The 26,534-nt window shown below is 40.9% G+C and carries 25 protein-coding genes; 11 read left to right on the forward strand and 14 right to left on the reverse strand.

Annotated elements, in window-relative coordinates:
* Positions 1-121 precede the first annotated feature (121 nt).
* On the reverse strand, positions 122-487 hold the full coding sequence (locus ME3_RS01630; RefSeq protein ID WP_007476508.1) for a cell division protein ZapA: 366 nt from the start codon (positions 485-487) through the stop codon (positions 122-124).
* Positions 488-498: 11 nt separating this feature from the next.
* A complete protein-coding gene (locus tag ME3_RS01635; RefSeq protein WP_007476510.1) occupies positions 499-774 on the reverse strand; it encodes a DUF4164 domain-containing protein in 276 nt (91 codons plus the stop codon).
* A gap of 351 nt (positions 775-1,125) precedes the next feature.
* Here ME3_RS01635 and tkt point away from each other — a divergent pair, with 351 nt between their 5' ends.
* From tkt to ME3_RS01655, 4 genes are all read left to right on the forward strand, one after another.
* Positions 1,126-3,132 carry a transketolase gene (gene tkt / locus ME3_RS01640; RefSeq protein WP_007476513.1) on the forward strand — a complete coding sequence of 669 codons (2,007 nt, stop codon included), beginning with the start codon at positions 1,126-1,128 and terminating at the stop codon, positions 3,130-3,132.
* Positions 3,129-4,136, forward strand: coding sequence for a type I glyceraldehyde-3-phosphate dehydrogenase (gap, locus tag ME3_RS01645; protein WP_007476514.1), 1,008 nt, complete (start codon positions 3,129-3,131; stop codon positions 4,134-4,136). The genes tkt and gap overlap by 4 nt, the downstream gene beginning before the upstream one ends.
* Positions 4,137-4,413: 277 nt before the next feature.
* Positions 4,414-5,607: a phosphoglycerate kinase gene (locus ME3_RS01650; RefSeq protein ID WP_007476516.1), complete on the forward strand. Its 1,194-nt coding sequence runs from the start codon at positions 4,414-4,416 to the stop codon at positions 5,605-5,607.
* A gap of 84 nt (positions 5,608-5,691) precedes the next feature.
* On the forward strand, positions 5,692-6,723 hold the full coding sequence (locus ME3_RS01655) for a class I fructose-bisphosphate aldolase (RefSeq protein WP_007476518.1): 1,032 nt from the start codon (positions 5,692-5,694) through the stop codon (positions 6,721-6,723).
* Between the two features lie 469 nt (positions 6,724-7,192).
* Here ME3_RS01655 and tolB read toward each other — a convergent pair whose 3' ends face one another.
* The 10 genes from tolB to ME3_RS01705 all read right to left on the reverse strand — a co-directional run bounded on the left by tolB (position 7,193) and on the right by ME3_RS01705 (position 16,487).
* Positions 7,193-8,527 (reverse strand): Tol-Pal system beta propeller repeat protein TolB, encoded by a 1,335-nt coding sequence (gene tolB, locus ME3_RS01660; RefSeq protein ID WP_007476520.1) that lies wholly within the window; start codon positions 8,525-8,527, stop codon positions 7,193-7,195.
* A gap of 96 nt (positions 8,528-8,623) precedes the next feature.
* Positions 8,624-9,700, reverse strand: a complete 1,077-nt coding sequence (locus ME3_RS01665; protein WP_007476522.1) for a hypothetical protein — start codon at positions 9,698-9,700, stop codon at positions 8,624-8,626.
* Between the two features lie 91 nt (positions 9,701-9,791).
* Positions 9,792-10,244 carry a protein TolR gene (tolR, locus tag ME3_RS01670; protein WP_007476524.1) on the reverse strand — a complete coding sequence of 151 codons (453 nt, stop codon included), beginning with the start codon at positions 10,242-10,244 and terminating at the stop codon, positions 9,792-9,794.
* A gap of 10 nt (positions 10,245-10,254) precedes the next feature.
* Positions 10,255-10,968, reverse strand: coding sequence for a protein TolQ (tolQ, locus tag ME3_RS01675; protein ID WP_007476525.1), 714 nt, complete (start codon positions 10,966-10,968; stop codon positions 10,255-10,257).
* A gap of 172 nt (positions 10,969-11,140) precedes the next feature.
* Positions 11,141-11,620, reverse strand: coding sequence for a YbgC/FadM family acyl-CoA thioesterase (locus tag ME3_RS01680; RefSeq protein ID WP_039952442.1), 480 nt, complete (start codon positions 11,618-11,620; stop codon positions 11,141-11,143).
* A 118-nt stretch (positions 11,621-11,738) separates the two neighbouring features.
* Positions 11,739-12,827 (reverse strand): Holliday junction branch migration DNA helicase RuvB, encoded by a 1,089-nt coding sequence (ruvB, locus tag ME3_RS01685; protein WP_007476529.1) that lies wholly within the window; start codon positions 12,825-12,827, stop codon positions 11,739-11,741.
* A gap of 62 nt (positions 12,828-12,889) precedes the next feature.
* Complete coding sequence (gene ruvA, locus ME3_RS01690; RefSeq protein WP_007476532.1) at positions 12,890-13,525, reverse strand: Holliday junction branch migration protein RuvA; 636 nt, start codon at positions 13,523-13,525, stop codon at positions 12,890-12,892.
* 3 nt (positions 13,526-13,528) lie between these two features.
* Positions 13,529-14,032: a crossover junction endodeoxyribonuclease RuvC gene (gene ruvC / locus ME3_RS01695; protein ID WP_007476534.1), complete on the reverse strand. Its 504-nt coding sequence runs from the start codon at positions 14,030-14,032 to the stop codon at positions 13,529-13,531.
* Between the two features lie 608 nt (positions 14,033-14,640).
* Positions 14,641-15,159 (reverse strand): DUF1465 family protein, encoded by a 519-nt coding sequence (locus tag ME3_RS01700; RefSeq protein ID WP_007476537.1) that lies wholly within the window; start codon positions 15,157-15,159, stop codon positions 14,641-14,643.
* A gap of 167 nt (positions 15,160-15,326) precedes the next feature.
* The gene (locus tag ME3_RS01705; protein WP_007476539.1) at positions 15,327-16,487 is read right to left on the reverse strand and encodes an OpgC family protein; all 1,161 of its coding nucleotides are present in this window, start codon (positions 16,485-16,487) and stop codon (positions 15,327-15,329) included.
* A 98-nt stretch (positions 16,488-16,585) separates the two neighbouring features.
* Between ME3_RS01705 and ME3_RS01710 the strand changes: the two genes are divergently transcribed.
* From ME3_RS01710 to ME3_RS01725, 4 genes are all read left to right on the forward strand, one after another.
* Positions 16,586-17,248, forward strand: coding sequence for a thiamine phosphate synthase (locus ME3_RS01710; protein WP_007476541.1), 663 nt, complete (start codon positions 16,586-16,588; stop codon positions 17,246-17,248).
* A 44-nt stretch (positions 17,249-17,292) separates the two neighbouring features.
* Complete coding sequence (locus ME3_RS01715; protein WP_007476543.1) at positions 17,293-18,375, forward strand: tetratricopeptide repeat protein; 1,083 nt, start codon at positions 17,293-17,295, stop codon at positions 18,373-18,375.
* 385 nt (positions 18,376-18,760) lie between these two features.
* Positions 18,761-19,333: an elongation factor P gene (gene efp, locus ME3_RS01720; RefSeq protein WP_007476545.1), complete on the forward strand. Its 573-nt coding sequence runs from the start codon at positions 18,761-18,763 to the stop codon at positions 19,331-19,333.
* Between the two features lie 3 nt (positions 19,334-19,336).
* Positions 19,337-20,128: an inositol monophosphatase family protein gene (locus ME3_RS01725; protein WP_007476547.1), complete on the forward strand. Its 792-nt coding sequence runs from the start codon at positions 19,337-19,339 to the stop codon at positions 20,126-20,128.
* A gap of 259 nt (positions 20,129-20,387) precedes the next feature.
* On the opposite strand, the gene ME3_RS01730 is transcribed toward ME3_RS01725, so the two are convergent.
* Positions 20,388-22,205, reverse strand: coding sequence for an ABC transporter transmembrane domain-containing protein (locus ME3_RS01730; protein ID WP_007476550.1), 1,818 nt, complete (start codon positions 22,203-22,205; stop codon positions 20,388-20,390).
* Between the two features lie 202 nt (positions 22,206-22,407).
* On the opposite strand from ME3_RS01730, the gene rpmE reads away from it, so the two are divergent.
* Complete coding sequence (gene rpmE / locus ME3_RS01735) at positions 22,408-22,629, forward strand: 50S ribosomal protein L31 (RefSeq protein WP_007476551.1); 222 nt, start codon at positions 22,408-22,410, stop codon at positions 22,627-22,629.
* A 415-nt stretch (positions 22,630-23,044) separates the two neighbouring features.
* On the opposite strand, the gene ME3_RS01740 is transcribed toward rpmE, so the two are convergent.
* Positions 23,045-23,791: a YebC/PmpR family DNA-binding transcriptional regulator gene (locus ME3_RS01740; protein ID WP_007476552.1), complete on the reverse strand. Its 747-nt coding sequence runs from the start codon at positions 23,789-23,791 to the stop codon at positions 23,045-23,047.
* Positions 23,792-24,188: 397 nt separating this feature from the next.
* On the opposite strand from ME3_RS01740, the gene ME3_RS01745 reads away from it, so the two are divergent.
* Together ME3_RS01745 and pal are read left to right on the forward strand one after the other, a co-directional pair.
* Complete coding sequence (locus tag ME3_RS01745; RefSeq protein ID WP_007476553.1) at positions 24,189-24,905, forward strand: DUF1013 domain-containing protein; 717 nt, start codon at positions 24,189-24,191, stop codon at positions 24,903-24,905.
* Positions 24,906-25,460: 555 nt separating this feature from the next.
* The gene (gene pal / locus ME3_RS01750; protein ID WP_007476554.1) at positions 25,461-25,979 is read left to right on the forward strand and encodes a peptidoglycan-associated lipoprotein Pal; all 519 of its coding nucleotides are present in this window, start codon (positions 25,461-25,463) and stop codon (positions 25,977-25,979) included.
* The last annotated feature ends 555 nt before the right edge of the window (positions 25,980-26,534 follow it).

Here is a 26,534-nt window from a genome sequence, read left to right on the forward strand (position 1 = left end):
GCTTGCAAGGTATAAGGCTTAAAAAATGTGTGGTTTGTGCTTTGAGTGTTTGCAAGCTTTGACATTTAAGTGATTATTTGGACGCATGAGAACCTTATGCTTTATGCTTTTTTCTGTTATTTTAAGAGGGTGTGAGATTAGTCTCATCGTCTTGCAGCAGTAATTGATTAGTCAGCTTTTCAATACGCTTGGTTGTTTCGTGCACAATTTGGCTTAAGGTTTGGTCTCGTTTAGAGTTTTGTTGTAAGAGAGTTGCATAGCTTTCTTGCAATTTTTTATTTTCTCGTTTTATTTCTTCCATTTCATCGATAATCATAATGCCAGCCATAACGGATAAACGATGATCACCGATTTCCCCAAAATCATTTTTCAGGTGTGTGATATATTGATCTAATTGGGCAGCAAGCTGCTGAAGGTGGCTTTCTTGCCCTTTATCGCAAGCCATACGATAAATTTTACCATCAATAGTGACAGAAACAGTTTCCATGGTTTAAACCTTCACCTGTCAAGTACAATACGAATTGTTTCCATAGCACGAATCAACCGTTTGGAAACCTCTTTATTGGTTATCTCTAGCCGTTCTGCATGGGCTTCTGATTTATCAAGTTCTTGAGCAAGGCGGCTACGATCAGCGTTCATTTGTTGAATTTCTGCTTCCCATTCATTGTGTTTATCGATAATAGTATGCTGATTGGTAATGGCAGCTTCTAAGTTTCTGAGTGCTTTTTCTAGTTGCTTTAAAGCTTGTGGCAGAATATCAGTCTCTTGGTTCATAGTGATTATATCCTTTAACTTAAGCCTTTTTATAAAGACGAATCACTCATTCTCTTTTGTTGCGTAGATTTTATTGTGAAAGATAAAGAATATTTTGGCAAGAAAAACAGGATGTTGATATTAATTAAAAACTGGATTTTTAAACACTGTTGGCATAAATGTTATAAGTATAATTGGCATCATATTAAGGGCATAGTTTAAGGGCGTAAAAACGTAAAATTAGAGGCATAAAAAGTGTAAGAAAGAAAATAGAAAGACGTAATTACAAGACATATACAGCAAAGTATATACGTATTATGAAATGTCTTCAAGTTGTGGAAAAATAACAAATTAAAAAATGGTCGATCATTCATGACAAATACTGAACAACAGAATCAAATGGCCAATGCTATTCGCTTTCTTGCTATTGATGCGATTGAAAAAGCACAGTCTGGTCACCCTGGCTTGCCAATGGGGGCGGCTGATATTGCGACAGTTCTTTACACAAAATTTTTAGTTCATGACCCCAAAAAACCTCGTTGGCCCAACCGCGATCGCTTTATTTTGTCGGCCGGGCATGGGTCAATGTTGCTTTATGCTTTAATGTATCTTTCAGGCTATGAAGATGTCTCTCTTGATGATATCCGCAATTTTCGCCAAATGGGTTCTAAAATCGCTGGGCATCCAGAATATGGTCATGGTGCAGGAGTTGAGACAACCACCGGACCACTTGGACAGGGGCTGGCCAATGCTGTGGGGATGGCATTGGGTGAGCGTTTATTAAACGCACGTTTTGGTGATTTGATCAACCATTATACTTATGTTTTGGTCGGCGATGGATGTTTAATGGAAGGCATAGCTCAAGAAGCAATTTCACTTGCTGGTCATTTAAAACTAAATAAGCTGATTGTATTTTGGGATGATAATGATATATCGATCGATGGGGCTATCTCTCTTACAGATAGTACAGACCAAGTGGCGCGTTTTAAAGCGTGTGGTTGGAATACCATTAAGGTCAATGGGCATAATCAAAGTGCATTGACACGAGCCATTGAGACAGCACAAATTTCTGATAAACCCACTCTCATTGCGTGTAAAACAATTATTGGTTTTGGGGCACCTCGTAAAGGGGGGACTAATAAGATTCATGGGTCACCTTTGGGGGCAGAAGAAATTGCTGCAACCCGTAAAGCTTTAGGTTGGGCACAAGAGCCTTTTGTTGTTCCTGCTGATATTCTTGATAGTTGGCGTTTGGCAGGTCTTAGTGCTGCAAAAAAACGAAAAAAGTGGGAAGCACAGCTTTCTGCTTTACCTGTGTCAAAGCGGGCTGAATTTGAACGGTTGATGCGTGGCGATCTTGTAAGTAGCTTTGAGAATGTACTTGATGAATATAAAAAACAATTGGTTCTAGATTGTCCGCATGTTGCAACGCGTAAAGCTTCTGAAATGGCTCTTGAAGTCATTAACGGAGTGGTTGTTGAAACCATTGGTGGTTCTGCTGATTTAACCGGTTCCAACTGTACAAAAACAAGTCAGATGAAAAGCATTACTGCTGAGAATTTTTCAGGCCGTTATTTGCACTATGGTATTCGCGAGCATGCAATGGGTGCAGTGATGAATGGCCTTGCTCTTTATGGAGGGTTCATTCCTTATGGTGGGACTTTTTTATGTTTTTCTGACTATATGCGCCCTGCCATGCGTTTGTCTTCCTTAATGGGGTTGCGGGTGATTTATGTAATGACCCATGATTCCATCGGTCTTGGTGAGGATGGGCCGACTCATCAGCCAGTAGAGCATTTGGCTTCTTTGCGCGCACTTCCTAATCATTTTGTTTTCAGGCCTGCTGATGCTATGGAAACGGTGGAATGTTGGCAATTGGCTTTGAAAGCATGTAAGACGCCTTCTACTTTGGCTTTGAGCAGGCAAAATTTACCGCTTTTGCGCCGGGATTATAAAGAGGACAATTTGTGTATGCTTGGTGCTTATGAATTACTGATGGCAAGTGATACGGCTCGAGTTACCCTTTTTGCTTCAGGTTCAGAAGTGGAAATTGTTGTAAAAGCTCATGCTATTTTAGAAGAGAAGGGTATTCCAACGCGTGTGGTTTCGGTCCCTTGTTTTGAGCTGTTTTTTGAACAATCTGCTGCCTATCAAAATGCTTTAATTGGCAATGCACCCCTTAAAATTGCTGTTGAGGCAGCCATTCGGCAAGGGTGGGATTATTTTATTGGCAGTGATGGTGTATTTATTGGTATGGAAGGATTTGGTGCAAGTGCACCGATGGACGATCTTTATATGCATTTTGGGATTACATGTGAAAATGTAGTTGCTGTTGTTGAAGAAAGATTGAAACAAATCAATGAGGGAAAAATCAAATGAGTATTCGCGTTGCAATTAATGGATTTGGTCGTATTGGGCGTTCTATTTTGCGTGCTATTGTTGAAAGTGGACGCAAAGATATTGAGGTTGTTGCGATCAATGATTTAGGTCCTGTAGAAACCAATGCCCATTTATTACGCTATGATTCGGTGCACGGGCGTTTTGGTGCATCTGTTAAGGTGGTAGGTGATGCACTTGATATTGGGCGTGGTTTGATTCAGGTAACAGCACAACGTGACCCGGCGCATTTACCTTGGAGGGATTTGGGTATTGATGTTGCCCTAGAATGTACAGGTTTTTTTACCGAGCGCGATAAAGCCAGTGCTCACTTGGTGGCGGGTGCAAAGCGTGTTCTTATTTCTGCACCTTCTAATGATGCTGATTTGACTGTGGTGTATGGGGTTAACCACCAGACTTTAAGTAAAGAACACCAGGTGGTGTCGAATGCTTCTTGCACAACCAATTGTTTGGCACCTGTTGCGCAAGTGCTTCACAAGGTTGTTGGCATTGAAAAGGGCTTTATGACGACAATCCATTCCTATACGGGTGATCAACCTGTTTTAGATACAATGCATCGTGATCTTTACCGTTCTCGTGCTGCTGCTCTTTCTATGATCCCTACATCAACAGGGGCTGCTAAGGCAGTAGGATTGGTTTTGCCGGAATTAAAAGGTCTGTTAGATGGGGTAGCCATTCGTGTTCCAACGCCTAATGTTTCTGTTGTTGATTTGACATTTACGGCTCAGCGTTCCACAACTGTTGAAGAAATTAATGCTGCCATTTGTAATGCTGCGCAAGGTCAGCTTAAGGGGATTTTAGACTATACAGAAGAAAAGCTTGTCAGCAGTGATTTTAATCATAATCCACATTCGGCCATTGTCCAAGCTGAGCAAACCAAAGTTGTCGATGGTAGGCTTTGTCGGGTTCTTGTTTGGTACGATAATGAGTGGGGTTTTTCAAACCGCATGGCTGATACTGCTGTAGCTTTTGCTAAAACCTTGTAAAAAAAAGGAGGGCTGAAAGAGGGCCGTTTGTTCTTTTTTGATGGGCATGCTAGCGAGAGTTTTCTTTGTGGCAGTAAGCTTGATGAAATTTCTTTTAAAGAAAAGGGTCTTTTTTCAAAAGGATGGAAGTGAGGACTGTTTTTAGTCTTGGACTAAAAGGAGGTATTGCTGTTTGATTAAGAGGTTTCAATAAGAGGCATGTGGGTTGCGAGAACTTTTTGGGTAAAAGAGTTAAGCTAAACAATTGATGAGCAAAAATAAAAAAGAGGGAGTAGTGATGGGGTTTCGGACAATTGATGAGGTCGATGTTGCAGGAAAATGTGTGCTGGTGCGGGTGGATTTTAATGTCCCGATGTTACATGGAAGAGTATGTGATGAAACGCGTCTTAAGCGGCATAAAGAAACACTGGTTGAACTGCAAAAGCGTGGTGCTAAGATTATACTGATTTCCCATTGTGGTCGCCCTAAAGGGCAGAAGGTTCCAGAGCTTTCGCTTCGTCCTGTTGCACAGGCTCTTTCCAAAATCATGGGTCAGGAAGTTTCTTTTTTGGACAAATGTTTTGGTCTTGAAGTGCGTTTTACTATTCAAGCCTTAAAAGAGGGTGAGATTCTGCTTCTTGAAAATTTGCGTTTTCATCAAGATGAAGAGGACAATGATGATGCTTTTGCTGAAGCTTTAGCATGTAGTGCTGACATTTATGTGAATGATGCTTTTTCTGTTTCTCATCGTGCTCATGCCTCAACAGAGGGAATTACGCATTTTTTGCCTTCTTATGCGGGGCGTTCTTTGCAACGCGAATTGCATGCTTTAGAACAAGGGCTTGGTGATCCGGCGTATCCGTTGGCAGCTGTTGTGGGTGGTGCTAAGGTTTCAAGTAAGCTTTTTGTGCTCAATCATTTGGTTCAAAAGGTCAATGTTTTGGTGATTGGTGGTGGTATGGCTAATAGTTTTTTAGTGGCACAAGGCTATGCTATTGGTAAATCACTCTATGAGCATACTTTGATGGAAACAGTTGAAGAAATCATTGAAAAAGCAAACGAACATCAGTGTGAGCTTGTTTTACCGATGGATGTGGTGGTGGGATTGCGTTGTAAGAAAAATACTCCCCATCGTCAGTGTGATCTTGAAGATATTTCTGAAGATGAGATGATTTTGGATATTGGTCCCCATTCTATTGCTCGGATTAATGAGATGATTGATACTGTTGCGACTGTTGTATGGAATGGGCCACTTGGTGTTTTTGAGGTTCCTCCCTTTGATCAGGGGACGATTACAGTTGCGCGTCACGTTGCAAAACGTACTCAGCAAGGTAAATTAGTATCGATTGCTGGGGGTGGTGATACAGTTTTTGCACTCAATCATGCGGGTGTTGCGAATGATTTTACTTATCTTTCAACGGCAGGGGGTGCTTTTTTGGAATGGATGGAAGGCAAGAGCCTTCCTGGTGTTTTGGCTTTAATGCAGGCTTGAATAAGTTATGGTGTATGATGGTTGGTGAGAAATTTTCTGATGGGCCATTTTTGTTAAAAAATTGGGAAAAAAGAGGAGCTTTTTATGGAAGAACGTCTTGAAGATATAGCGCTTTCTTTGATGAGTGCAGGAAAAGGCATTTTGGCGGCAGATGAAAGCAATGCGACAATTGGTAAACGGTTTGAATCAATTGGTTTAGAGGCAAATGAGGATCATCGCCGGGCTTATCGTGAAATGCTTTTTACTGCAAAGGATGCTATGAAATGCGCTATTTCTGGTGTGATTTTATTTGATGAAACCATTCGTCAAAAAGCATCCTCTGGTCGAATGTTGACCGATCTGATTCGAGATGTTGGTGTGCTGCCAGGTATTAAGGTTGACACGGGCGCTAAGCCGTTGGCAGCTTTTTCTCATGAGACGATTACAGAAGGGTTAGATGGCCTTCGGGAACGTTTAAAGGACTATTTTACTTTGGGAGCACGTTTTGCCAAATGGCGTGCGGTGATTACTATTGATGAGTGTTCTTTGCCAACAAGAGGAGCTATACGTCAAAATGCACAAGCTTTGGCACGTTATGCTGCTTTATGCCAGGAGGCAGGCCTTGTGCCGATTGTGGAGCCAGAGGTGCTAATGGATGGCCAGTCGCGCCAGCATTCAATTGCGCGCTGCTTTGAGGTGACACAAGCGGTTTTAAAGACAGTATTTACAGAATTATTTGAGGCACGGGTCGTACTTGAGGGTATGATTTTAAAACCCAATATGGTGATTGATGGGAAAGATGCGCGCAAAGCTTGTGTTGAAGAAGTGGCTGAAAAAACTCTTTGTGTGCTCAAACAGACTGTTCCTGCTGCTGTTCCAGGAATTGCTTTTCTTTCAGGGGGCCAGTCAGATGAGGAAGCCACGGCTCATTTATCAGCTATGAATGCTTCAGGCCCATGGCCTTGGACATTGACTTTTTCTTACGGTCGTGCGTTGCAATCTGCTGCTTTGAAGACATGGTATGGAAAACAGGACAATGTTGCAGCTGCACAAAAGGCTTTTTATCACCGTGCACGGATGAACCATCTGGCAGCTTTAGGACAATGGACAAAAGAGCACGAACATTCTTGTGCTTGACCATTTATGTGGGTAAAGCACGATTATCGTGAGAGTGGCCAGTCGTTGTTGACGCGTTGATTGTGTGCATTATCATGATTGGAGTTATGTTTTGCCCTTAAGTGCATCTGCTTGTGTCTGCTGTGGTGTGGTAGAAGCTATGGTTGATGGTATTAAAGTGAAGGCTTTTTTCAAGCATGCCCACGGGTGGGGATGCGTGCATAGGACGGATGTATGGGGTGTGGAAGCCTACGTAGGGTAGAAGCTATGGCCATGGTGTGGAAATGTGCGGTAGATGGTATATAAGAGATGCGATATGTAGGGTGGTTATAGTGTATTGGGTAGGGGTGTAGTGTATAGAGTGGGTGTGGTGATAGGTAGATACGGTGATTATGAGAGTGGCAGTATTTAGAGTCGGGACGGTTTCATTATAATTGCCGAAGATTAATAAAGCGCCATTGCAAGATACGTGTGTGTTGGTTGGTTTTGTTTATTTGCTATATGAATGCACAGTGAGCAAGGCTGACCATGCTGGGTCAGAGGCATCATGGGGGGTTGGTAATTGGCGTTCATTGCGCCCAGTAATATCGATTGTGTAAATTTTTGTTCCTACACCCGCGTTTTGACGAAAGAACATGAGCACACGACCATTGGGTGCCCAAGTGGGCCCTTCATTATGAAAACCTGTGGTTAAAAGTCGTTCGTTTTGCCCATCGGGGTGCATAACGCCAATGGAGAATTGTCCCTGAAATTGTTTTGTAAAAGCAATATAGTCACCGCGTGGTGACCAAACAGGGGTGGAATAGCTGCCCTCATTAAAAGAAATACGGTGAGGGTTAGTGCCATCGGCATTCATGACATAAATTTGTGGTGTACCATCGCGGTCGGATGAAAAGACGATCTGTTTGCCATCAGGTGAATAAGAAGCTGAAGTATCAATAGCTTTAGTTGTGGTTAAGCGCGTCATGGTGCGTGTGTGCAGATCCATCGTGTAAAGGTTTGCACTGCCATTATTTTGTAATAAACTCATAATTACTTTTTGCCCATCTGGCGAAAAGCGAGGGGCAATTGTCATATTGTCAAAAGTTCCAATTAATTCTCTTTGCCCCATTTCAATTTGCTGAAGATACACATGAGGTGTTTTATTCTTATCATATGCCATATAGGTAATTTCTTGCCTATTGGGTGAGAAACGAGGTGTGAGAACTAATTCGCTCCCATCGGAAAGATAGGTTAGATTTGCGCCATCTTGATCCATAATAGCTAAGCGTTTAATCCGTGCATCGCGCGGGCCTGTTTCATCAACAAAAACAATGCGTGTATCAAAATAGCCACGTTCGCCTGTCATTTTACTGTAGATTTCATCTGCAACCATATGCGCAACGCGTCGCCAGTGTTCTGGAGCTGTATAAAATCGCCGCCCTTTGATTTGGCGGTTACCAAAGACATCCCATAAACGAAAGTCAATTCTTAGTCGTCCGTTTGCTTCTCTGTTGACATGTCCGCTAACCAACCCCTGGATATTTGTGTGTTGCCATTCAAGAAAACGTGGCTGGCTGTCGGGGTTGATGATTGTTTCAGGAAAGGATGTTTTGTTTAGTGGTAAAAAAAGTCCAGACCGTTCAAGATCTGCTGCAACAACAGCAGCAATTTTCAGCCCTATTGAATCATTGGATATAAAATCTGTGATTGCGATCGAGATGGGGTTAAAATCAGCACTAGAGATAGTCCCCTTCAGTTGTGCATGGGCTGATGAAAAACTGGAAAGCCATACACTTATGGTAACAATCAACCAAGAAAAAAGAGTGTATCTCATTCCTGTCATGCTGGTTTATCCTTTCTTTTAAGAGAGATAATATCTCATATTATATGGGTTTTCTCTTTTTAAGAGTTTTCTCTTGGATTATAGAGTTTTTTCTTGTTATAGAACTTTCTCTTGAAGGGGATCAACATTAAAATCAAAACCTTGCCCCCATAAGTTATATTGGTCACGTGGGAGATCTGGGTAGGGTTGGCATGCAAAAACGGCCGCATATACTTGTTGAATCATAACAGCTTGTTGGTTTTCATCACCTTTTAGGGGTTCAATGATTGGTGTGCCTATAATCATTCCATTACGGTTTAATTGAAACTGCAGACGCACAACTGGACGGTTATTTAAATTTCCACCAATAGCAACAAGTTTAAGCTTTTTTTGAATACATGCGCCCACAAGATTGACGAGGGTTTGTGCTATTTTTGTGGTATCGCCAATATCTTTTCGCGCTCCTTGAGATTGTTGTTCTTTAGAGCGTTTTGCGCCACCTCCTTGCGTGCGTGCACGATTGATTAGATTGCTTTCATCCATCGCTAGAATATCTTCAATTGTTTGTTCACCTTTTTTCTGAGAAGATTGTGCGCTTTGGGAAGAAGCGTGTTTGGTGGGTTTTGGTTTCATTTTTGTCGTTGGATGAGGGACATTTGTTGGTAGCTGAACGGTGGTTGGCTGTAGTTTATTTTCAGGTTCTGTTGGAACAGGTATTTCTGGTGTTTGTGGTTCTTCTGGCAGGGTTATATTTTCGTTTTTTGGTGTTTCTTCAGTGATTTTTGAGGTGATTTCTGGTGTTGTAAGGGATTGTGCTTGTATTCCAGATGCATCTTTTTCACCAAAAGAGAGAGGCGTTGTCTCAACATTTTTATTTTGTAGTTTTTCTTTTGGCTTTAAGGGAGTTTGACTGTCGAGTTTTCCATCACCTATGTGGTGTGCATTTTCTTTTTCTTGTGGTTGTGTGGTTGGTTTTGGTGCTGGGCGTTCGTTAAATGGTGCATTTTCTGAGCCTTGTGTACTTGCAAGCTCTTGATCAAGAGGGGCTAAGGTGATGGGAATGGCCTCTAATTGGTGTTGAGGAAAAGAGGTGGGATGTATCAGGTGTATTTCACCCCAGATGAGAATGACTATATGGGCTGCAAGTGAGAAAGCTAAGCTTTTTTTCATGCTATGATGAGAACTTGTATTCATCTTCTTTAAGCCTTAGCTTTTTTACTGTTGCTCGACTGTTGTATGGTTTTGTGTGCGCCTTTTGCCGATTATCTAGTTCTTTATGATTTTATTATTGCGCTAAACTGGCTAAAGCGACTTGCGAAAAACCGGCCTTTTGAATATCAACAAGAAGTTGTAAAACTTTTTCATATTCAATAGTTTTGGCAGCACGCACAAAAATGCGTTGGTTTTGCAATGTTTGATCGACTGATAGCTGCTCTTTTAATTTTGTAATCAATGCCTGTGATGTGGAATAATAGTCTTGATTGATTGCCAAACGCCCTTGCGCATCAAGTGAAACCGTTAAAGGAGGACGCTGTGTTTGCACTGGTCCTGCTTGGCTTTGGGGTAAATCAAGAGGAACACCATTGACCAAAAGGGGAGCAGAAACCATAAAAATAATCAATAAAACGAGCATTACATCCACAAAAGGCGTGATATTAATTTCGCTGATTAAACGATTTTGCAAGCGACGGCGTTTTCGTGTGTTTTTCTGAGAAGGAGAAGCAAGAGAAAGTGCCATTGAAAGCCACCTATTGTAATGAGTTTGAGGTTATTTTCTCATCAATTTGCCGTGACATAATCGTTGAAAATTCATCAGCAAAGCCTTCTATATGCGTTATGATTTGAGTGCTTTCATGCATGAGTTTGTTGTAAGCAATCACAGCTGGGATGGCAGCTAACAGGCCAATTGCTGTTGCTAAAAGAGCTTCTGCAATGCCTGGTGCTACTACTGCAAGGGATGTATTTTGAGAAGCCGAAATTGAAAGAAATGAATTCATAATTCCGACAACCGTTCCAAATAAGCCGATAAAGGGAGCTGCTGATCCAAGTGTGGCTAAAAAGCCTAATTTTGATTCTATTTTTGCACTTTCACGCCCTAAGGCTAGATCCATGGCTTTTTCAATTCTGCTTTGTAAATTCAACGATGGTTGAACCCCTTTGGTAAGAGATTTTTTCCATTCCGTCATTGCTGCTATAAAAACAACGCAGATGCTGTTAGTATGCTGGTTTTGATAGGTTACATAAAGCTCTTCTAAAGATTTACCTGACCAAAAAATTTGCTCAAACTGTTTAATGTTATAACGTATTTTTCGGTAAATGAATATTTTATCGATAATGATCGCCCAGCTCCATATTGACGCGAGAATAAGCCCAATCATGACAGCTTTGACAACCCAATTGGCTTGCATAAACAAACTCCACATTCCAAGGGTATCTGGAGAGCCAAGTCCTATGTGCGCCATGATAGTCGTTCCTTTAAATGAAAGATTTATTTTAAAATCCCATTAAAGCATATTGTTTTATAGTTTCTAAATTTGACAAAACAAAGTTTCAAGTTTCTAAACAAAAAGAATACTTAAGTAAAAAAATACTCAAAATTACTTGTTTTCTTTGTTATTTTAAAATAAGTCAGTTTCATTTTGAAACAAGTGTGGAAGAAAAAAGATCTTTAGGTAAACGGCGGGGTTTTCCTGCTTGATTCATAATAGCAAGTGTCACTTTTGCTTCAACCAACAAGGTGTTACCCCGCATGATTTGTTGATTCATAAAAAAGCGTGCTCCTTGAACACACTCTAGTCGTGTTTTAACCGTTAAAAGATTATCGATATGTGCAGGGCGGGAATAAGTAATGTTTATGCGATGCACGACAAAAAATAGTTTTTCTCCTGTGCCTGATGCAAATCGTGCGCCTGATGCTAGCTCTACGTTATTACACCCTATGTTTCGCAAGAATTCTGAGCGCCCTCGCTCAAAAAATTCCAAATAACGCGCATGATATACGACGCCAGAAAAGTCGGTATCTGCAACATAGACTCTTGTGGGGAGGTCATGAACATAAGTTAAACTATCCCCACTATAATCGGTTAAAGTGTCGTTGACACAAGTATTGTTGATACAAGTGTCATTGGCGAGAGAGTTATTGGTATGGGGATTGTTAGGGGGCGTGTTATGAGCGTGAGAGGTGTTGTTGGTGCAAGAGTTGGTTGTGTGTGTATTATTGTTGGGGGGTATCTTAGTCATCTTCTTTTTCCCATAGAGTGGGTTGTATTGAGGAATGATCTGTGTCAGCTGATGGCGCAGATTTTTGTGAGGCTGCTGGTTCAGGGGCACAAAGCCCTAGATGCGCCCAAGCTTTTTCTGTAATAATTCGTCCGCGAGCTGTACGCTGGATAAAGCCTTGTTGGAGGAGATAGGGTTCAATAATATCTTCAATGGCATCACGTGGTTCTGAGAGAGCAGCCGCAATTGTTTCAATGCCAACGGGGCCACCTAGGAAAGTTTCTGCAATGAGGATCAGATAGCGTCGGTCTAAAGGGTCAAGACCGAGGTGGTCGACCTCAAGGCGCGAAAGGGCTTCATCTGCAATGAAGCGGTCAATTTTTTCTGCACCTTTAACCAGAGCAAAGTCACAAACCCGGCGCAACAGTCTTCCTGCAATTCGTGGAGTGCCACGTGCACGACATGCAATTTCATGGGCACCATCATCGCTTATCTGGACTGAAAAAAGGCGGGCATTACGCTGAACGATATATTCTAATTCTTCTATGGTATAAAAACTTAACCGGATGGGGATGCCAAAACGATCTCGTAAGGGGGTGGTCAATAACCCTAAACGTGTGGTTGCTGCCACTAAGGTGAATTTAGCAAGGTCAATTTTGACTGAACGTGCTGCTGGGCCTTCACCAATGATTAAATCAAGTTGATAATCTTCCATTGCTGGGTAAAGAATTTCTTCAATAGCTGGATTTAAACGGTGAATTTCATCAATAAACAAAACATCACGTTCTTCTAGGTTGGTTAAAAGAGCTGCTAAATCACCTGCTTTGGCGATGACTGGCCCTGATGTTGAACGAAAATTAACGCCTAATTCCTTAGCCATAATTTGCGAAAGTGTTGTTTTTCCTAAACCTGGCGGCCCTACAAATAAAACGTGATCTAAAGCTTCTTTACGTGCTTTTGCTGCTTCAATAAATATTTTTAAATTTGCACGCGCTGCTTCTTGACCAATAAAATCATCAAGAACTTGTGGTCTTAAGGAACGGTCTGGGTCATTGGGGAGGGGTATGGCACCAAGAAGGCGTTGGCTTTCATCTTTACGCATTGTTACCTTGTATATATGTTACCTTATATTGTCTGAGCAGAAAAATGTTGTATTTTTAAAAGTTACCTTGTGTTGGATGAATTGGACAGCAGTTTGAGACTATAGCGAATGAGAAGTGCTGAAGAAACAGTTTCTTCTTCAAGGCTAGAGAGTGCTGAAGCTAAAGCTTGTGCTGCTTGATCACGCTCAAAACCAAGTTTGATCAAGGCCGATAGTGCATCGTTGACTGGTTGATTGGTTTCTTGTGTCTGAAGGTTTGAAGCAAGATGTGCGGTGTTTTTGCTCTCTTCATTAAAAGGCAGTGCTTTGTTTTTAAATTCGCTTATAATTCTTTCACTGACTTTTTGACCAATTCCAGGAGCACGTTTGATCATTGCCACGTCGTTTAATGCAATTGCTTGGGCAAGTTCACCAGGTGATAAAGTTCCTAAAATAGCCAAGGCAACTTTTGCACCTACCCCTGGTACATTTTGCAAAAGGCAAAACCAATCTCGTTCAACTTTTGTGGTAAAACCAAAAAGGCGAATGGCTTCTGCACGAACATGCGTTTCAATAAACAGGTTTAAGTGTTCACCAAGGGTTGGTAAAGAAGATAAAAGTTTGTTTGACACAAAAACGCTATACCCTACACCTTGCACATCAAGAATAATGTGATCGTCACAGATGCTGTCGAGTATGCCTTTTAATTTGCCGATCATGTATTAACCTTGTGAGCTGTATGATAAGTTAGTACGGTGGGTACTGTGGCAAAGTGCCAGTGCCAGTGCATCAGCTGCATCACTGCTATCAAATTCAGCACGTGGAAGAAGGGTTTTAACCATCATGTGGATTTGTTCTTTTGCACCATGGCCCACACCAATAACAGATTTTTTGATGGTATTTGGAGCATATTCAGAAACTGAAAGGCCTGCTTGGGCTGGTACGAGAAGTGCAATAGCACGTGCTTGACCAAGTTTTAAAGTGGCAGTAGCATCCTTGTTAACAAAAACATGCTCAACAGCTGCTTCATGAGGCATAAAACGATGCACAACATCAGAAAGCCCTTGGTGAAGTTGGCACAGCCTGGAAGAAAGATGGCTTTTTGCATCAGAGCGTAGTGTGCCTGATGCGATAAAGCGTAGATGATTGCCTAATAAATCAACAACGCCCCACCCTGTTCGTTGTAGTCCAGGATCGATGCCTATAATACGAATCGCTTTTACCATATGATTGAGCCTATGTTATTTCTTTGTTTTTGAATAGATGCAATACACAAAAAGAACATAGAAACATTAATACAGTCCAAAAGAATACAGTAAAAACGCTAAAAGAATACAATGAAATGCCAAAAGAGCGTAATGAAAATGATTTGTAAAAAAGAATTGGGCTTCCTTAATGAAGGGAAATGTGTAGCGCTGAAAGCGCCGGTAACGGTGGTGAGAAGTTGGTTTTTTAAAGTGGTGGCAAGATTTTGAAGAGGTGATGGGAAAGGGCAGGAGGTTAAGAATGGATAGAGGGAATGGAGAGCTTAAAGTAGTGAGGGTTGGGAGCATTGGTGGAGGCGTTTTTAGCAAGGGCGTGGAGGAGCATGAAGCTTGATTGATAGGAGGAAGGTTCAGAGCAAGATTGAGCTGTGTCGGTGGAGGGGAGGTATTAGTGTGAGAGTGGGGGGTGGGAGATTGGGGAGATGGCTTGGGAGAAGAGGTCAGGAGTTTGAGGGGAGCGTTGGTGGAAGAGGAATGGCATTTAAGAGGTGAGGGAAGGGGGAAGTGTAAGGTTGAAAGTGCTTGTAGCGGTGATGAGGAGCTGGTTTTTAAAATGGTGGCAAGGTTTTTTAAGAGCGTCGAAAAGCACGTTTGAGCAATTGAATTTGTTTGCTTACAGGATTGTTCTTTTTTAAGGTTTTGCAAGAGGCTTGATCGATATCATAACTGACATGGCGCATACGTTCTTCTAAACGCAGAGAACGTGCTACAAAGTAGCGGAAAATTTCTGGCAATTCTGTCCAATGAGCGGTTTCTGGCCCTAGTGATGGTGTATGAAGAGAAATTTTTGCAATCTCTTTTTGTATTTGTTCAGAAGACATCTCCCCTTCACGTCCTGCACGAAAAAGCAAAAGTCGAGAGGCGATTTGCATTAGCCGTGTACTTAAATACATCGCTTCTTTTGCATAAAGTGCAGAAGTTTCGACTGAAAAATGACGAGCAGCACATTTACCTTCTTTATCGATATAATCTGCTGTTTTTTCAATAAGGTCCATCGTTTCTTCATAGAGGCGGTTAAAAACACTTTCAAAAGCATCGTGTTCCATCATGATAATGGTTTTATCTTTTGAAGGTTCATGTGCATTCACGTCTTTATACTCCAAACTGTGATATGAGAAAAATAATGACACTAAAGACCGATTTAAAGACTCATTGTTATAGAAGATGCCTTTTTAAAGACAATTGCGCAATACACTTCTTATGCTAAGGTTAATGAGCAAGATAGACAGTATTTATAAATATTTATAAATTTGTTTTATCTTTTGGAAGGTGCAGGACGATGCGTTTTTTGATTTTCATAATAGTATGCTACAGCAAATTGTATTGCAATACCGCTTATCATCAAAAGAGTGTCGGAAAAAAATGTGCTTGTTGTTAGTATTTTGAAAATTTGTCCGCACATTGCAAAAATGGTGCCTGTGACAAAAACTGGTAAGCTCTGTTTTCCTAAAATGGCTAAGGGGTTTCTTGTGGAGACGTGAAATTGCTCATGCAAACAGGGAAGGCAAAGGATCAAAGACGCTAAGGCCAGAATATGCACTAAACGAGGAAGGCTTAAGAACGTTTTATTAAAATTCGTAAGCGGTGAAGACCAGTCAGACGATCCAAAACTTCCCCACCATGTTAAGCGCACCCATAACAATGCAAATACAAGATAACTTACTGAGGAAATCACAATCAGAGGACGAAAGACGATTTTCCCTCCTTGTTTGAGATATACAGCGCTTGTTAATCCGATAATGAAAAGAAACTGCCACGATAAAGGATTTAAAAACCATTGCCCTTGGAGTGGATAAGAGGGTGGTGCAATGCTATAAAAGCCACATATAAGGTATATCATCAATGATATAAAAAGGAGAAGACCTTTATGTTTTTCTGTAAGATAAAGGGCAAAAGGAGCAAATAACATACAAACAATATAAAGAGAAAGAATGTTATTATAGCCTAGTTGGTGGCCAAGGCTTAAAATGCTTAAAAATGTGATGAAAGGTTGTGTTAGAAATATACCCACATTATTCTGAGATGAAAGTTGTTCTGAGTGCCATAGGACAGAGGCTCCCAAAAAGAGGGCTAATGTGGTAAAGGTGGTAAAAAGATGTGCTTTATAGAGCACAAAAGCTCTCTTCCAAAGTTTGTGCATATATGAAGTAAAACAGCTTTTGAGGGCGTGAGTATGAAAGCTTAATCCAAGAGCAACGCCTGAAAGCAAAACAAATATTTCTGCCGAATCAGAAAAACCAAAGTTTTTGTGTGTGAGATGCTCATAAAATGTTCCAGGAATATGGTTGATGAAAATCATCAACAGAGCTAAAGAACGCAATACATCAATACGGGTATCACGGTAAGATAAAGGGGGGCTATGCTTTTCATAATTTGAAGGAAGTGTATCGTAAGGGGAAGTGCTATGATGCGCCATCGAAAAATCCTTCTTCATGATCAAAGGGATAATCTGCCTTTAACAAAGCGTGATGATAAAATAAATCTTTATTTAATTTAATTTTTAAGGGAGGCTGTATGGTCCATCAGAAAAATAAACCAATTGAACATTGTTCTTTTCCTCAGTTGGTTCTAACATTGGATGTTCGGCGTGTTATTGAGCCTGCATTTTTACGCCAGCTTTTTCAAACAAAGTCCTTTGCTTGCATTATTTTATATGACTCATTTGTTGATCAGGGCGATGGTGCTTTTTTACAAAATAGTGCCAAGATGTATGCTGATGATATTCAACACAATGGTGCTGCCCTTATTATTGCTGAAGATAGCCGTATTGCTGGCAGAATTAAAGCTGATGGGGTGCATTTGGAGGGTGGTTTTGATGTTTTTGACGTGTTGGAGAATCAGAAAAAAAACCAAAAAATAGTTGGTTTTGGGAATTTACGAACACGTCATTGTGCTATGAGTGTTGCTGAGGCTGGGGTTGATTATGTGTTTTTTGGGAAATTAGGTGCTGATAAAAAACCATCCTCCCATCCTCGAAATATTGCATTAGCAAAATGGTGGGCTGAGATTATGGAAGTGCCTGCTATTATTCAAGCAGGCAGTGATCTTGCAACTATTGATGAAGCTTTAGAGACGGCATGCGAATTTATTGCCATTGAAGAGATGATTTTTGCTCATGATCACCCCTTTATTATACTTGATAAGGTTAAAGAAAAATGCAAAAATCGCCCTTTATAGGGAAGGGATAAGGATATCCATAATTAGCGGGCAGAGGGCATCTCATGAGTAAAGTGTTTGCGTGTGTGTTGATTTTTACAGCTTTTTTGTCTTTATCTGCTGTTGCAGACCCTGTTGGAGAAGAAGCACAGGATATTGAAGTTGAATCTAGTGAGACAGAAGAATCACCAGATAAATCCACTCTAAAGGTGCCTGAAAACACTGTAAAGAGCCAAGATCGTGAGAGTTCTGCTCAAATATTAAAAGCAGGCCAATATGATGAAGCCTATGATTATTATATGCAAGGCGATTATTTAAAAGCTTTCCATAGAGCACTCAAACGTGCTGAATACAATGATCCAGCTGCGCAAACTTTGATTGGTCAAATGTATATGGAAGGATATGCTGTTCCCTTTGATGGTGAGCGTGCTGCTTTATGGTTTGGAAGCGCTGCAAAACACGGGGACCCACAAGCACAACTGCGCTATGGTCTTATGTTGTTTAATGGGACCTTTGTCACAAAAGACAAAGAGTGTGGCGTAGAATTTGTTCAAAAAGCACTGCATGCTGGTGTGAGGGAAGCCTATTTCTATTATGGGCAAATTCTTCTTCATAAAGCTTTCGATGAAAAAAACAATCTTAAGGGTGTGACTTTACAAAACCAACAAGATGAAGCAAAAGAACAGGCTTTGAGGTTGTTTTTAAAAGGTGCTGCTCTTGGTGATCCTGAGGCTGCTTTTGCTGCTGCAAAAATTTTGTCTGAGGGAACTTTAACAAAACCAAAAGATGATTATAACGCACGAAGATTGATTGAGGTTGCAGCCCAAAATAAGCACCTTATGGCTCAAATGCTGTTGGCAGAATGGTTGATTGAAGGTCGTGGTGGGGAAACCGATTTTAAACGGGCTTTTTATTTGCTGTTTGACAATGCCGTTAAAATGGTTGCGGTGGCACAGGTTAATCTAGCAAGGCTTTATCGCGATGCAATAGGGGTAGAAGGTGATATTGTTACTGCTGCTGCATGGTATATGGTGGCAAAGAAGGCGAAAGTGCAGGCTTCTGATCTTGAAGTGATGCTCGAAGGGATGGATGAGGTTCAATTGAAGGAAGCAGAACAAAAAGCGATCGCATTCATACCTGTTCTTTAAGCGCATTTTGGGTGAAGATCGATTGATGGTTTTAAGAGATTATTTTCACCAAATCATTTTTGAGTAATTTTCATAAAAGTGGTTTTTGCAAATCCTATAAGGTGATTGTTTGTATAAGGGTGTTTTTTTGCAAAATTATTCAAGGTTTTTTGCCAAGGTGCTTTATAGCCTTGCAAAAAGCTGAAAAGCTAAGGTACACAACGATTCTTATTTGAAAAAACCAAATGAGGCTTTAAAAACCATGATGGTTTGAGAAAATAATAATGATTTGAAAAAATAAAATGAAGCTTAATGAAGCTTTAAAAGATGCAATGGCTTGAAAAAGTCAGATAAAATCTAGAAAGATTAATGGGTTTCTTTAAAGGGATCAAATGGAATATACACGATGAAAATTAATGGTAATGAAATTCGCCCTGGAAATGTTATCGAACATCAAGGAGGTTTGTGGGTTGCTGTTAAATGCAATGCTGTCAAGCCAGGAAAAGGTGGTGCATTTAACCAGGTTGAGATGAAAAACTTGATTGATGGGACAAAACTTAATGAACGGTTTCGTGCTGCTGAGACTGTTGAGAGAGTGCGGCTTGAACAAAAGGATTTCACATTCCTTTATGAGCAAGGTGATATGTTGATTTTTATGGATTCAAGTTCTTATGAACAGCTTGAATTACACAAAGACTTTGTCGGTGATCGCGCTGCTTTTTTACAAGATGGAATGGTTGTCACTGTTGAGCTTTATCAAGAAAAACCAATTGGCATATCGCTGCCTGATCAGGTTGTTGTGACAATTGCTGAGGCTGAACCTGCAATTAAAGGGCAAACTGTTACCTCATCTTATAAGCCCGCGATTTTAGAAAATGGTATTCGTATTCTCGTGCCACCTTTCATTCAGGTTGGGGAACGTGTTGTTGTTGACACCAATGAATTAATTTATGTGCGTCGCACGAATGAAAAGGGATAAAATATGGCACGTTCTGCGATCATGAATATCATGGTTCAAGCTGCCCTTAAGGCTGGCCGCTCTTTGGTGCGTGATTATGGTGAGGTTCAAAACTTACAAGTATCTTTAAAGGGGCCGGCTGATTATGTGAGCCAGGCAGATCGCAAAGCTGAGAAGATTATTTTTTCTGAATTGATAAAGGCACGGCCTAAATTTAGTTTTCTAATGGAAGAATCAGAAGAAATTATTGGAGAAGATTCCCAACACCGTTTTATTGTTGATCCTTTAGATGGTACAACAAATTTTTTACATGGTATTCCTTTTTTTGCTATTTCTATTGCTTTGGAACGTCAAGGGCAGATCGTTGCTGGTGTGATTTATAATCCTATTTTAGATGAGCTTTTTACAGCTGAACGCGGGTGTGGAGCTTTTTTAAACGATCGGCGCTGCCGTGTAGCGGCACGGCGTAAATTGGGGGAATGTGTAATTGCAACAGGAATGCCCCATTTTGGAGGGTGCAATCATGAACACTATCTTGTTGAGTTGCGCAATGTGATGAGTGAAGTTTCTGGTGTTCGTCGTTTTGGTGCGGCTTCCCTTGATTTGGCGTATGTGGCTGCAGGAAGAACAGATGGGTTCTGGGAAGATAATCTTCAAATTTGGGATATGGCTGCTGGAATCATCATCATTCGTGAAGCGGGTGGTTTTGTCAGCGACAAAAATGGTGGGAGTGCTATGTTTGGCACAAAAAACATCATCGCTGGTAATGAATTTATTCATGCCCAATTAAGTCAAACCCTTAAAAAAGGTGTGTGAAAAGTCAGATTATAACTGGCAATTGAGATGTGCGTCAAGCGTGTGAGTTCATAAGATGAGAGGGGAAGAGCTTATCCATTTTTGTGCGAGATGATGGTAGGGGGTGCCTAGTTTTCAGCGTTGGTTGGAATTCGTAAGGGGTATTTGTTGATAGAGCCTATGGTGGGCGGATATGGTTGATAGCACTCTAAATGTTTTGAGATTATTTGAGTGCTATGTTTTGACGTGCTTTAAGACTTCTGGATATTTAAAAAATCTTTTATGATTGTTGGTCTGGTGAAAATTGCAGTTGAGCCCAATGTGCATAAACCCCATTTTGCTCAATCAATTGGGTATGGGTTCCTTCTTCAATGATGGTTCCTTTATCGAGCACGAGGATGCGGTCTGCTTTTAAAACTGTTGCTAAACGGTGTGCTATCACCAATGTTGTTCGGTTGTGCATGAGCCCTTCTAAGGCTTCTTGCACGAGTCTTTCGTTATGTGCATCTAAAGCTGATGTGGCTTCATCAAGGAGTAATAGCGGGGCATTTCTTAAAATCGCTCGTGCGATGCCGATGCGTTGTTTTTGCCCACCAGAGAGCATAATTCCACGTTCTCCAACTTGGCTGTTAAAACCTTCTGGAAGAGATTCGATAAATTCGAGTGCGTTTGCTGCTTTTGCTGCGGCGATGACTTGTGCTTCATCAGTATCTTTTGTACCAAAGATAATGTTATCGCGCAGTGTGCCTTCAAAAATAACAACCTCTTGCGGGACATAAGCAATTGATGAGCGTAAATCATAAAGAGAAAGGCGGTTAAGGTCAACGCCATCAAATTGGATTTGCCCCTTTAGGGGGTCGTAAAAACGCAAAATAAGAGAAAAAAGAGTACTTTTTCCTGCTCCTGAGGAACCTACAAAAGCAACAGTTTCACCGGCTTTGATGGAAAAGGATAAATTTTGCAAAACCTTTTCTTGGGGTCTGGAGGAGTAGTTGAAATCAATCTGATTGAAAACAATAGCTCCTTGAACGGGGTGAGCTAAGGGCAAAGGGGAATCTGGTGTTGTGATGGTTGGTTTTTCTTGCAACAATTCGGCAATTCGTTCTGTTGCACCTGCTGCTTGTACTAATTCTGCACCAAGTTCAGATAATTGTGCAAAGGTCATGGCGCCGAAAATTGCATAAAGAACAAATTGACCAAGTGTACCGCCAGACATGGTGCCATTTAAAACATCACGTGAGCCGATCCATAAGACGGCAACAATGCTTCCAAAAACTAGGAAAATCGCACAACCGGTGAAAAAAGAACGCAAAACCACAGACAATTGCGCTGTTTGAAAAGCACGTTCAATAAGAGATGTGAAACGAGCAGAAATAAAGTTCTCGGATGTAAAGGCTTGTACAGTTCGAATAGCGTTTATCTGTTCAGAGGCAAGAGCGTTTGCATCTGCTAAACAATCTTGCGCGGTGCGTGTGCGCTGGCGGACTTTACGTCCTAAGATAATCAATGGAATGGCAACAAGGGGGATGGCAAGAACAACAAGAAGAGATAGTTTAAGATTGGTGATGACCATCATCACAATTGCGCCGATTACCACAATGAGATGACGCAGAGCTGTCGAGGTTGTTGACCCAACAGCTGTTTTAATTTGTGTTGTGTCTGTGGAAAGCCTAGACATAATTTCACCAGAGCGAGAATGGTCGAAAAAAGCAGGTGAAAGTTGTGTGATGTGGACAAAAAGATCACGGCGTAAATCAGCAACAATGCGCTCGCCCAATGTGATGACACAATAATAACGGCATGCTGAAGCAAGTGCTAAAAGTAAGGCTAATACAAATAAAATGCCAAAATAAAAATTAATATTACCGTGACTTGAAACGGAAAAACCGTGATCAAGCATTTGACGAATAGCAAGAGGCAAGGCCAATGTGACAGAAGCGGCAATAAATAAAGCTACAAAGGAATAAAGAACAAGCCAATGGTGGCGTTTAATATAAGGAGCAAAAGTTGCAAGCAAAGCAAAAGAAACTCTTTTTTTAGGAGGTTGTGCAAATTTGTCAGAATGATTTGATGGCTTTGTGGGGGCGTGCTTGTTCATTTTATTCCTTTTTATCTTGTTCTTTATAAGGCTTTATGGTCTTTATAAGGCTTTATGGATTGATAGGCTTTGCACACTTGTTTTTTTATATACGCTCAGCTATAAGAATTGCAATTCAATTAATGTATCAAAAAGACGAAGCGAGCGCACTTAAAAAAGTAAAACAACGCTTTTTCTTTATATAAAAACGAAAGTATGCCGTATGAAAGCGAATATTCATCCTGATTATCATATGATTTATGTTGCTATGACTGATGGAACTAAATATGAGACTCGCTCAACATGGGGAAAAGAAGGAGATACCCTTTCTTTGGATATTGATCCTACAACCCACCCAGCGTGGACTGGTGGTTCTCAGACATTGGTTGATCGTGGTGGTCGGGTTTCTAAATTCAAAAATCGCTTTGGTAATCTCGGCGTTTAAAATATTCAACTTCTAAAAACAGTATTTGTGAAGTTTGCAAGGTGAGGATTGAGTGCATTTGAGCACGTGGATTTGACGTGTAATATGGGAGGGGCATTCGAGATTTCAAGAGGTGAAATCCGTTTTCAAGAGCACGGGTGTGTGAAGTTTGAGGCGATTTGCGAGAGTTGAAATCACGTGGGAAGAGTTGAATGTTTGAAGGAGGAATGAACAGTTAAAATTCTATGCATGTGGTGAATATGCGTGTGATGAGAGATTTTTGTATACTGAATGTTTAATATCATGCATTGGAAATTCTCAATTTAAAATGCTCAAGTGTGTAAATTACAAAAATTTAAAAAATTCCTTACTACTTTCAAAGAGATACTCTTTGATGCATTCAATCAAACTTCGTGGTAGTGGAGCAGGTGATGATTTATGGAGATAGCTTGGCTAAAATTTCATCACTGACATCGAAATTGGCATAAACATTTTGCACGTCGTCATCGTCTTCTAATGTAGTGAGAAGGCGTAAGATAGACAGAGCTTTTTCTTCATCTACGGGTGCAAGGGTGGTTGCTTTCCAAACGGTTTTAATGGACTGTGCTTCACCAAGTGTTGCTTCCAATATTTTTGAAACTTCACCAATATTTTCAAAGGCACATAGAATATGGTAGCCAGCCTCTTCTGTTTGGACATCTTCAGCACCAGCTTCAATGGCTGCTTCCATGATAGTATCTGGTGTGCCGGCTTCAAGATTATAGATAATTTCACCGATTCGGTTGAACATGAAACTGACAGATCCTGTTTCCCCTAAAGCCCCGCCTGATTTGGTAAAGGCAGCACGCACATTGGAAGCGGTGCGGTTACGGTTATCGGTTAAAGCTTCAACAATGATTGCAACACCGCCTGGACCATAGCCTTCATAGCGCACTTCATCATAATTTTCGACATCACCGCCTGAGGCTTTTTTAATGGCGCGTTCAATATTATCCTTTGGCATGGATTGCGATTTAGCGTTTTGGATAGCCAGTCTTAAACGTGGGTTCATTGCTGGATCAGGTGCACCTTGTTTGGCTGCAACTGTGATTTCACGCGCAAGCTTAGAGAACATTTTGGAGCGTATTGCATCTTGACGCCCTTTACGGTGCATAATGTTTTTAAATTGTGAGTGACCTGCCATGGCTTCCCTTTCAGTTTGGACGATCACACACCTTGTCTGGCAAAATATACCTTGTTTGAAAATAATATATGGATATATATTATTTTGCAAAATATATTGCGTTGCAGCATAGGGTGCGCAGATTGAAAAAAACCTTATAAGAAGATTCATGACAAAGGTAAATACACTCTTGTTATGATCATCCAAAGACAAGATGTCTTGTCGTGGTAAAAAAATCACGCTATAAAGGCAGTTTCATGAAAGAGGAGATTTCGTGGAAAAATGGTTTACTCTATGGCTCTTCATTAGAAGCCGTGATAAGCCATTGTATATTTCAAAGATAAACGCCCAGAGTTCCTAAAGTGGGCAGTAACTTGCCTTTAGTCTTAAAAAAGGCAAACAAAAGGATAGTAAAAGTATGGCAACAAAACTTTTGATGCCCAAAGCGACAGCTGTGTGGTTGGTTGATAACACGGCACTTTCTTTTGATCAGATTGCAGAATTTTGTCAGTTGCATGTTTTGGAAGTAAAAGCTATTGCTGATGGTGAATCTGCTCATGGGGTTAGAGGTCTTGATCCCATTAGTTCTGGACAATTGACACGCAGTGAAATTGCTCGTGTGGAGGCTGATCCAAAAGCACGTTTAAAGGTTTGCGAATCAAGGGTGCGTATTCCAACACCAAAACGCAAACGCGCTCACTACATCCCTTTGTCTCGACGCCAAGATCGCCCCAATGGAATCTTATGGTTAGTGCTTAATCATCCTGAGTTAAAAGACGCACAGATTTCACGATTGATTGGAACAACAAAAACAACCATTGAACAAATTCGCAATCGGACACATTGGAACAGTGCTAATTTAGTTCCTCTTGATCCTGTGGGACTTGGTTTGTGCTTGCAAATTGATTTGGATATTGAGCTCCAACGGGTTGCAAAAAATCGTTCTCTGCCTACACAACAGAAAGGTGAAACTTTGCTTCCTGCATCAGTGACAGAAAATTTTGCTCTTGATGGTGAGTCTCAATCGGCTGCCAATGTTGAGGATGAACCAATTGTGGACAACAATCTTGATGCTGATAAGGTTTTTGCCAAACTAAATGCGCTTAAAAAAGATCATTCCGGTAGCGAACATTAGCGTTATTTGGCATTATAGTGGTTTATTTTTATGCAAAGGGGTTTTAAGATTTCGCATCTCAAGTGATCACTAATTTCGAGTGAGACGGTTATCAAATGATCGTGCATTTTCAGGTAATAACATATTTCAAATGATGGCGTATCTTAAAGGAGGGTAATTTTAAATGTTGGTGAGGTTGAAATTAATTGCCAATGTTGAGTGAATCAAGGGTTAATCAATTGTAGGCAAAAACTTGATGTTAATAATTTTTGCCAAACTCAATATGCTTTTAAGAAGCCATTCAGATCACTAAAATGAGTGTGTAGAATATTGCAGCTTGAAAGGGCCTTGGGCTTTAAGGGGTTAAAGCACTAAAGGTGCGCGAAAAGAGTAAAGAGCAGGTTGAAAAGGCTTGAAAAGGGTTGCGAAAAGGGAGAAAATGCAAAAAAAAGATATGCAAATGACAAAGGGAGTGTTGCTTTAAATCAAATATTTACTTTTTTGTGATGAAAATTTCTAGGGGATAATGTGTAAAAATCCTTAACTTTGGTGCTTTTTATTAAGGAGAATCAGCATATGGGGTTTATCCAGAACATGTTTCGTCGTCCACTGGTTGTGGTCTTTTTTGTCTTGTTGAGTGTTGTTGGTTGTGCCAAAAAGAATTTCAATGAGGCTGGTGGCATGCATTCTTCTATGGGGGATGCAAATTTTAGTAGTGCTGTAAGTGGCTCAACACAAGATTTTATGGTGAATGTGGGAGACCGTGTTTTCTTTAGTCTTAATTCTTCTTCTATTGAGCCTGATGCTGAGCATGTTTTGAAGCGTCAAGCCGAGTGGTTGTTGCGTTATCCTCATTATTTTGTTACTGTTGAAGGGCATGCTGATGACCGTGGAACACGCGAATATAACTTAGCCCTTGGGCAGCGCCGTTCTGTTGCTGTTCGCGATTATCTCGTTTCTCTTGGGGTTTCTTCACAGCGGATGAGAACAATTTCTTATGGAAAAGAAAGACCTGTTGCTGTATGTGATGATAATTCATGTTGGAATCAAAATCGGCGTGTTGTTTTGACAATCAATTCCGTAAAGGGGGGTTAAATCCATAAGCGGTGGATTAAAGCCGTAGGTGGATGGTGGTCAAAGAAGTGAAATCAATGGTCTGTTAGAGATCATTAACAAGTATTTAGGGGAGAAAAGATTTTGCATGCTGGGCGCAAAAAGAGCTGGAAAGTTGGTTTTTTATATCAATTATCATTCTGGCATGCTTGCGTTTTTACATTAATTATGGTGGTTTGTTTTTTGGGGCCTGTTCAAAGTACACCTCAAAATGCTATTCAATTTTCTGATCACAATTTAAATTCATATTATGGTCACAGTTTGGGCGCATGGGTTGCCCAGAGCATGGATCCATCTCTCCCTCAGAGTATGGGTTCAGCTTTTGATCAGAGTTTGGGCATATTGAGTGCCCAAAGTGTGGGTTCATCTCCCTCCCCTTCGAGTATGGATCCATTTTCTGATCTCAGTTTGGGCACATTGAATGCCCAAAGCATGGGTCCATCTCTTCCCCCGAGTATGGACCCGTCTTCTGGTCAGAGTCTGGGCATATCGTCCGCCCACAGTATGGACCCGCCTCTCCCCCCGAGCAGGGGTCCA

It is taken from the genome of Bartonella melophagi K-2C, from assembly GCF_000278255.1.
GTDB lineage: Bacteria > Pseudomonadota > Alphaproteobacteria > Rhizobiales > Rhizobiaceae > Bartonella > Bartonella melophagi.

What these genes read in the sequence shown, in the direction of transcription:
- ME3_RS01630 (WP_007476508.1), bottom strand. Translation starts at nt 487, where the DNA reads ATGGAAACTGTTTCTGTCACTATTGATGGTAAAATTTATCGTATGGCT.
- ME3_RS01635 (WP_007476510.1), bottom strand. Translation starts at nt 774, where the DNA reads ATGAACCAAGAGACTGATATTCTGCCACAAGCTTTAAAGCAACTAGAA.
- tkt (WP_007476513.1), top strand. Translation starts at nt 1,126, where the DNA reads ATGACAAATACTGAACAACAGAATCAAATGGCCAATGCTATTCGCTTT.
- gap (WP_007476514.1), top strand. Translation starts at nt 3,129, where the DNA reads ATGAGTATTCGCGTTGCAATTAATGGATTTGGTCGTATTGGGCGTTCT.
- ME3_RS01650 (WP_007476516.1), top strand. Translation starts at nt 4,414, where the DNA reads ATGGGGTTTCGGACAATTGATGAGGTCGATGTTGCAGGAAAATGTGTG.
- ME3_RS01655 (WP_007476518.1), top strand. Translation starts at nt 5,692, where the DNA reads ATGGAAGAACGTCTTGAAGATATAGCGCTTTCTTTGATGAGTGCAGGA.
- tolB (WP_007476520.1), bottom strand. Translation starts at nt 8,527, where the DNA reads ATGACAGGAATGAGATACACTCTTTTTTCTTGGTTGATTGTTACCATA.
- ME3_RS01665 (WP_007476522.1), bottom strand. Translation starts at nt 9,700, where the DNA reads ATGAATACAAGTTCTCATCATAGCATGAAAAAAAGCTTAGCTTTCTCA.
- tolR (WP_007476524.1), bottom strand. Translation starts at nt 10,244, where the DNA reads ATGGCACTTTCTCTTGCTTCTCCTTCTCAGAAAAACACACGAAAACGC.
- tolQ (WP_007476525.1), bottom strand. Translation starts at nt 10,968, where the DNA reads ATGGCGCACATAGGACTTGGCTCTCCAGATACCCTTGGAATGTGGAGT.
- ruvB (WP_007476529.1), bottom strand. Translation starts at nt 12,827, where the DNA reads ATGCGTAAAGATGAAAGCCAACGCCTTCTTGGTGCCATACCCCTCCCC.
- ruvA (WP_007476532.1), bottom strand. Translation starts at nt 13,525, where the DNA reads ATGATCGGCAAATTAAAAGGCATACTCGACAGCATCTGTGACGATCAC.
- ruvC (WP_007476534.1), bottom strand. Translation starts at nt 14,032, where the DNA reads ATGGTAAAAGCGATTCGTATTATAGGCATCGATCCTGGACTACAACGA.
- ME3_RS01705 (WP_007476539.1), bottom strand. Translation starts at nt 16,487, where the DNA reads ATGGCGCATCATAGCACTTCCCCTTACGATACACTTCCTTCAAATTAT.
- ME3_RS01710 (WP_007476541.1), top strand. Translation starts at nt 16,586, where the DNA reads ATGGTCCATCAGAAAAATAAACCAATTGAACATTGTTCTTTTCCTCAG.
- ME3_RS01715 (WP_007476543.1), top strand. Translation starts at nt 17,293, where the DNA reads ATGAGTAAAGTGTTTGCGTGTGTGTTGATTTTTACAGCTTTTTTGTCT.
- efp (WP_007476545.1), top strand. Translation starts at nt 18,761, where the DNA reads ATGAAAATTAATGGTAATGAAATTCGCCCTGGAAATGTTATCGAACAT.
- ME3_RS01725 (WP_007476547.1), top strand. Translation starts at nt 19,337, where the DNA reads ATGGCACGTTCTGCGATCATGAATATCATGGTTCAAGCTGCCCTTAAG.
- ME3_RS01730 (WP_007476550.1), bottom strand. Translation starts at nt 22,205, where the DNA reads ATGAACAAGCACGCCCCCACAAAGCCATCAAATCATTCTGACAAATTT.
- rpmE (WP_007476551.1), top strand. Translation starts at nt 22,408, where the DNA reads ATGAAAGCGAATATTCATCCTGATTATCATATGATTTATGTTGCTATG.
- ME3_RS01740 (WP_007476552.1), bottom strand. Translation starts at nt 23,791, where the DNA reads ATGGCAGGTCACTCACAATTTAAAAACATTATGCACCGTAAAGGGCGT.
- ME3_RS01745 (WP_007476553.1), top strand. Translation starts at nt 24,189, where the DNA reads ATGGCAACAAAACTTTTGATGCCCAAAGCGACAGCTGTGTGGTTGGTT.
- pal (WP_007476554.1), top strand. Translation starts at nt 25,461, where the DNA reads ATGGGGTTTATCCAGAACATGTTTCGTCGTCCACTGGTTGTGGTCTTT.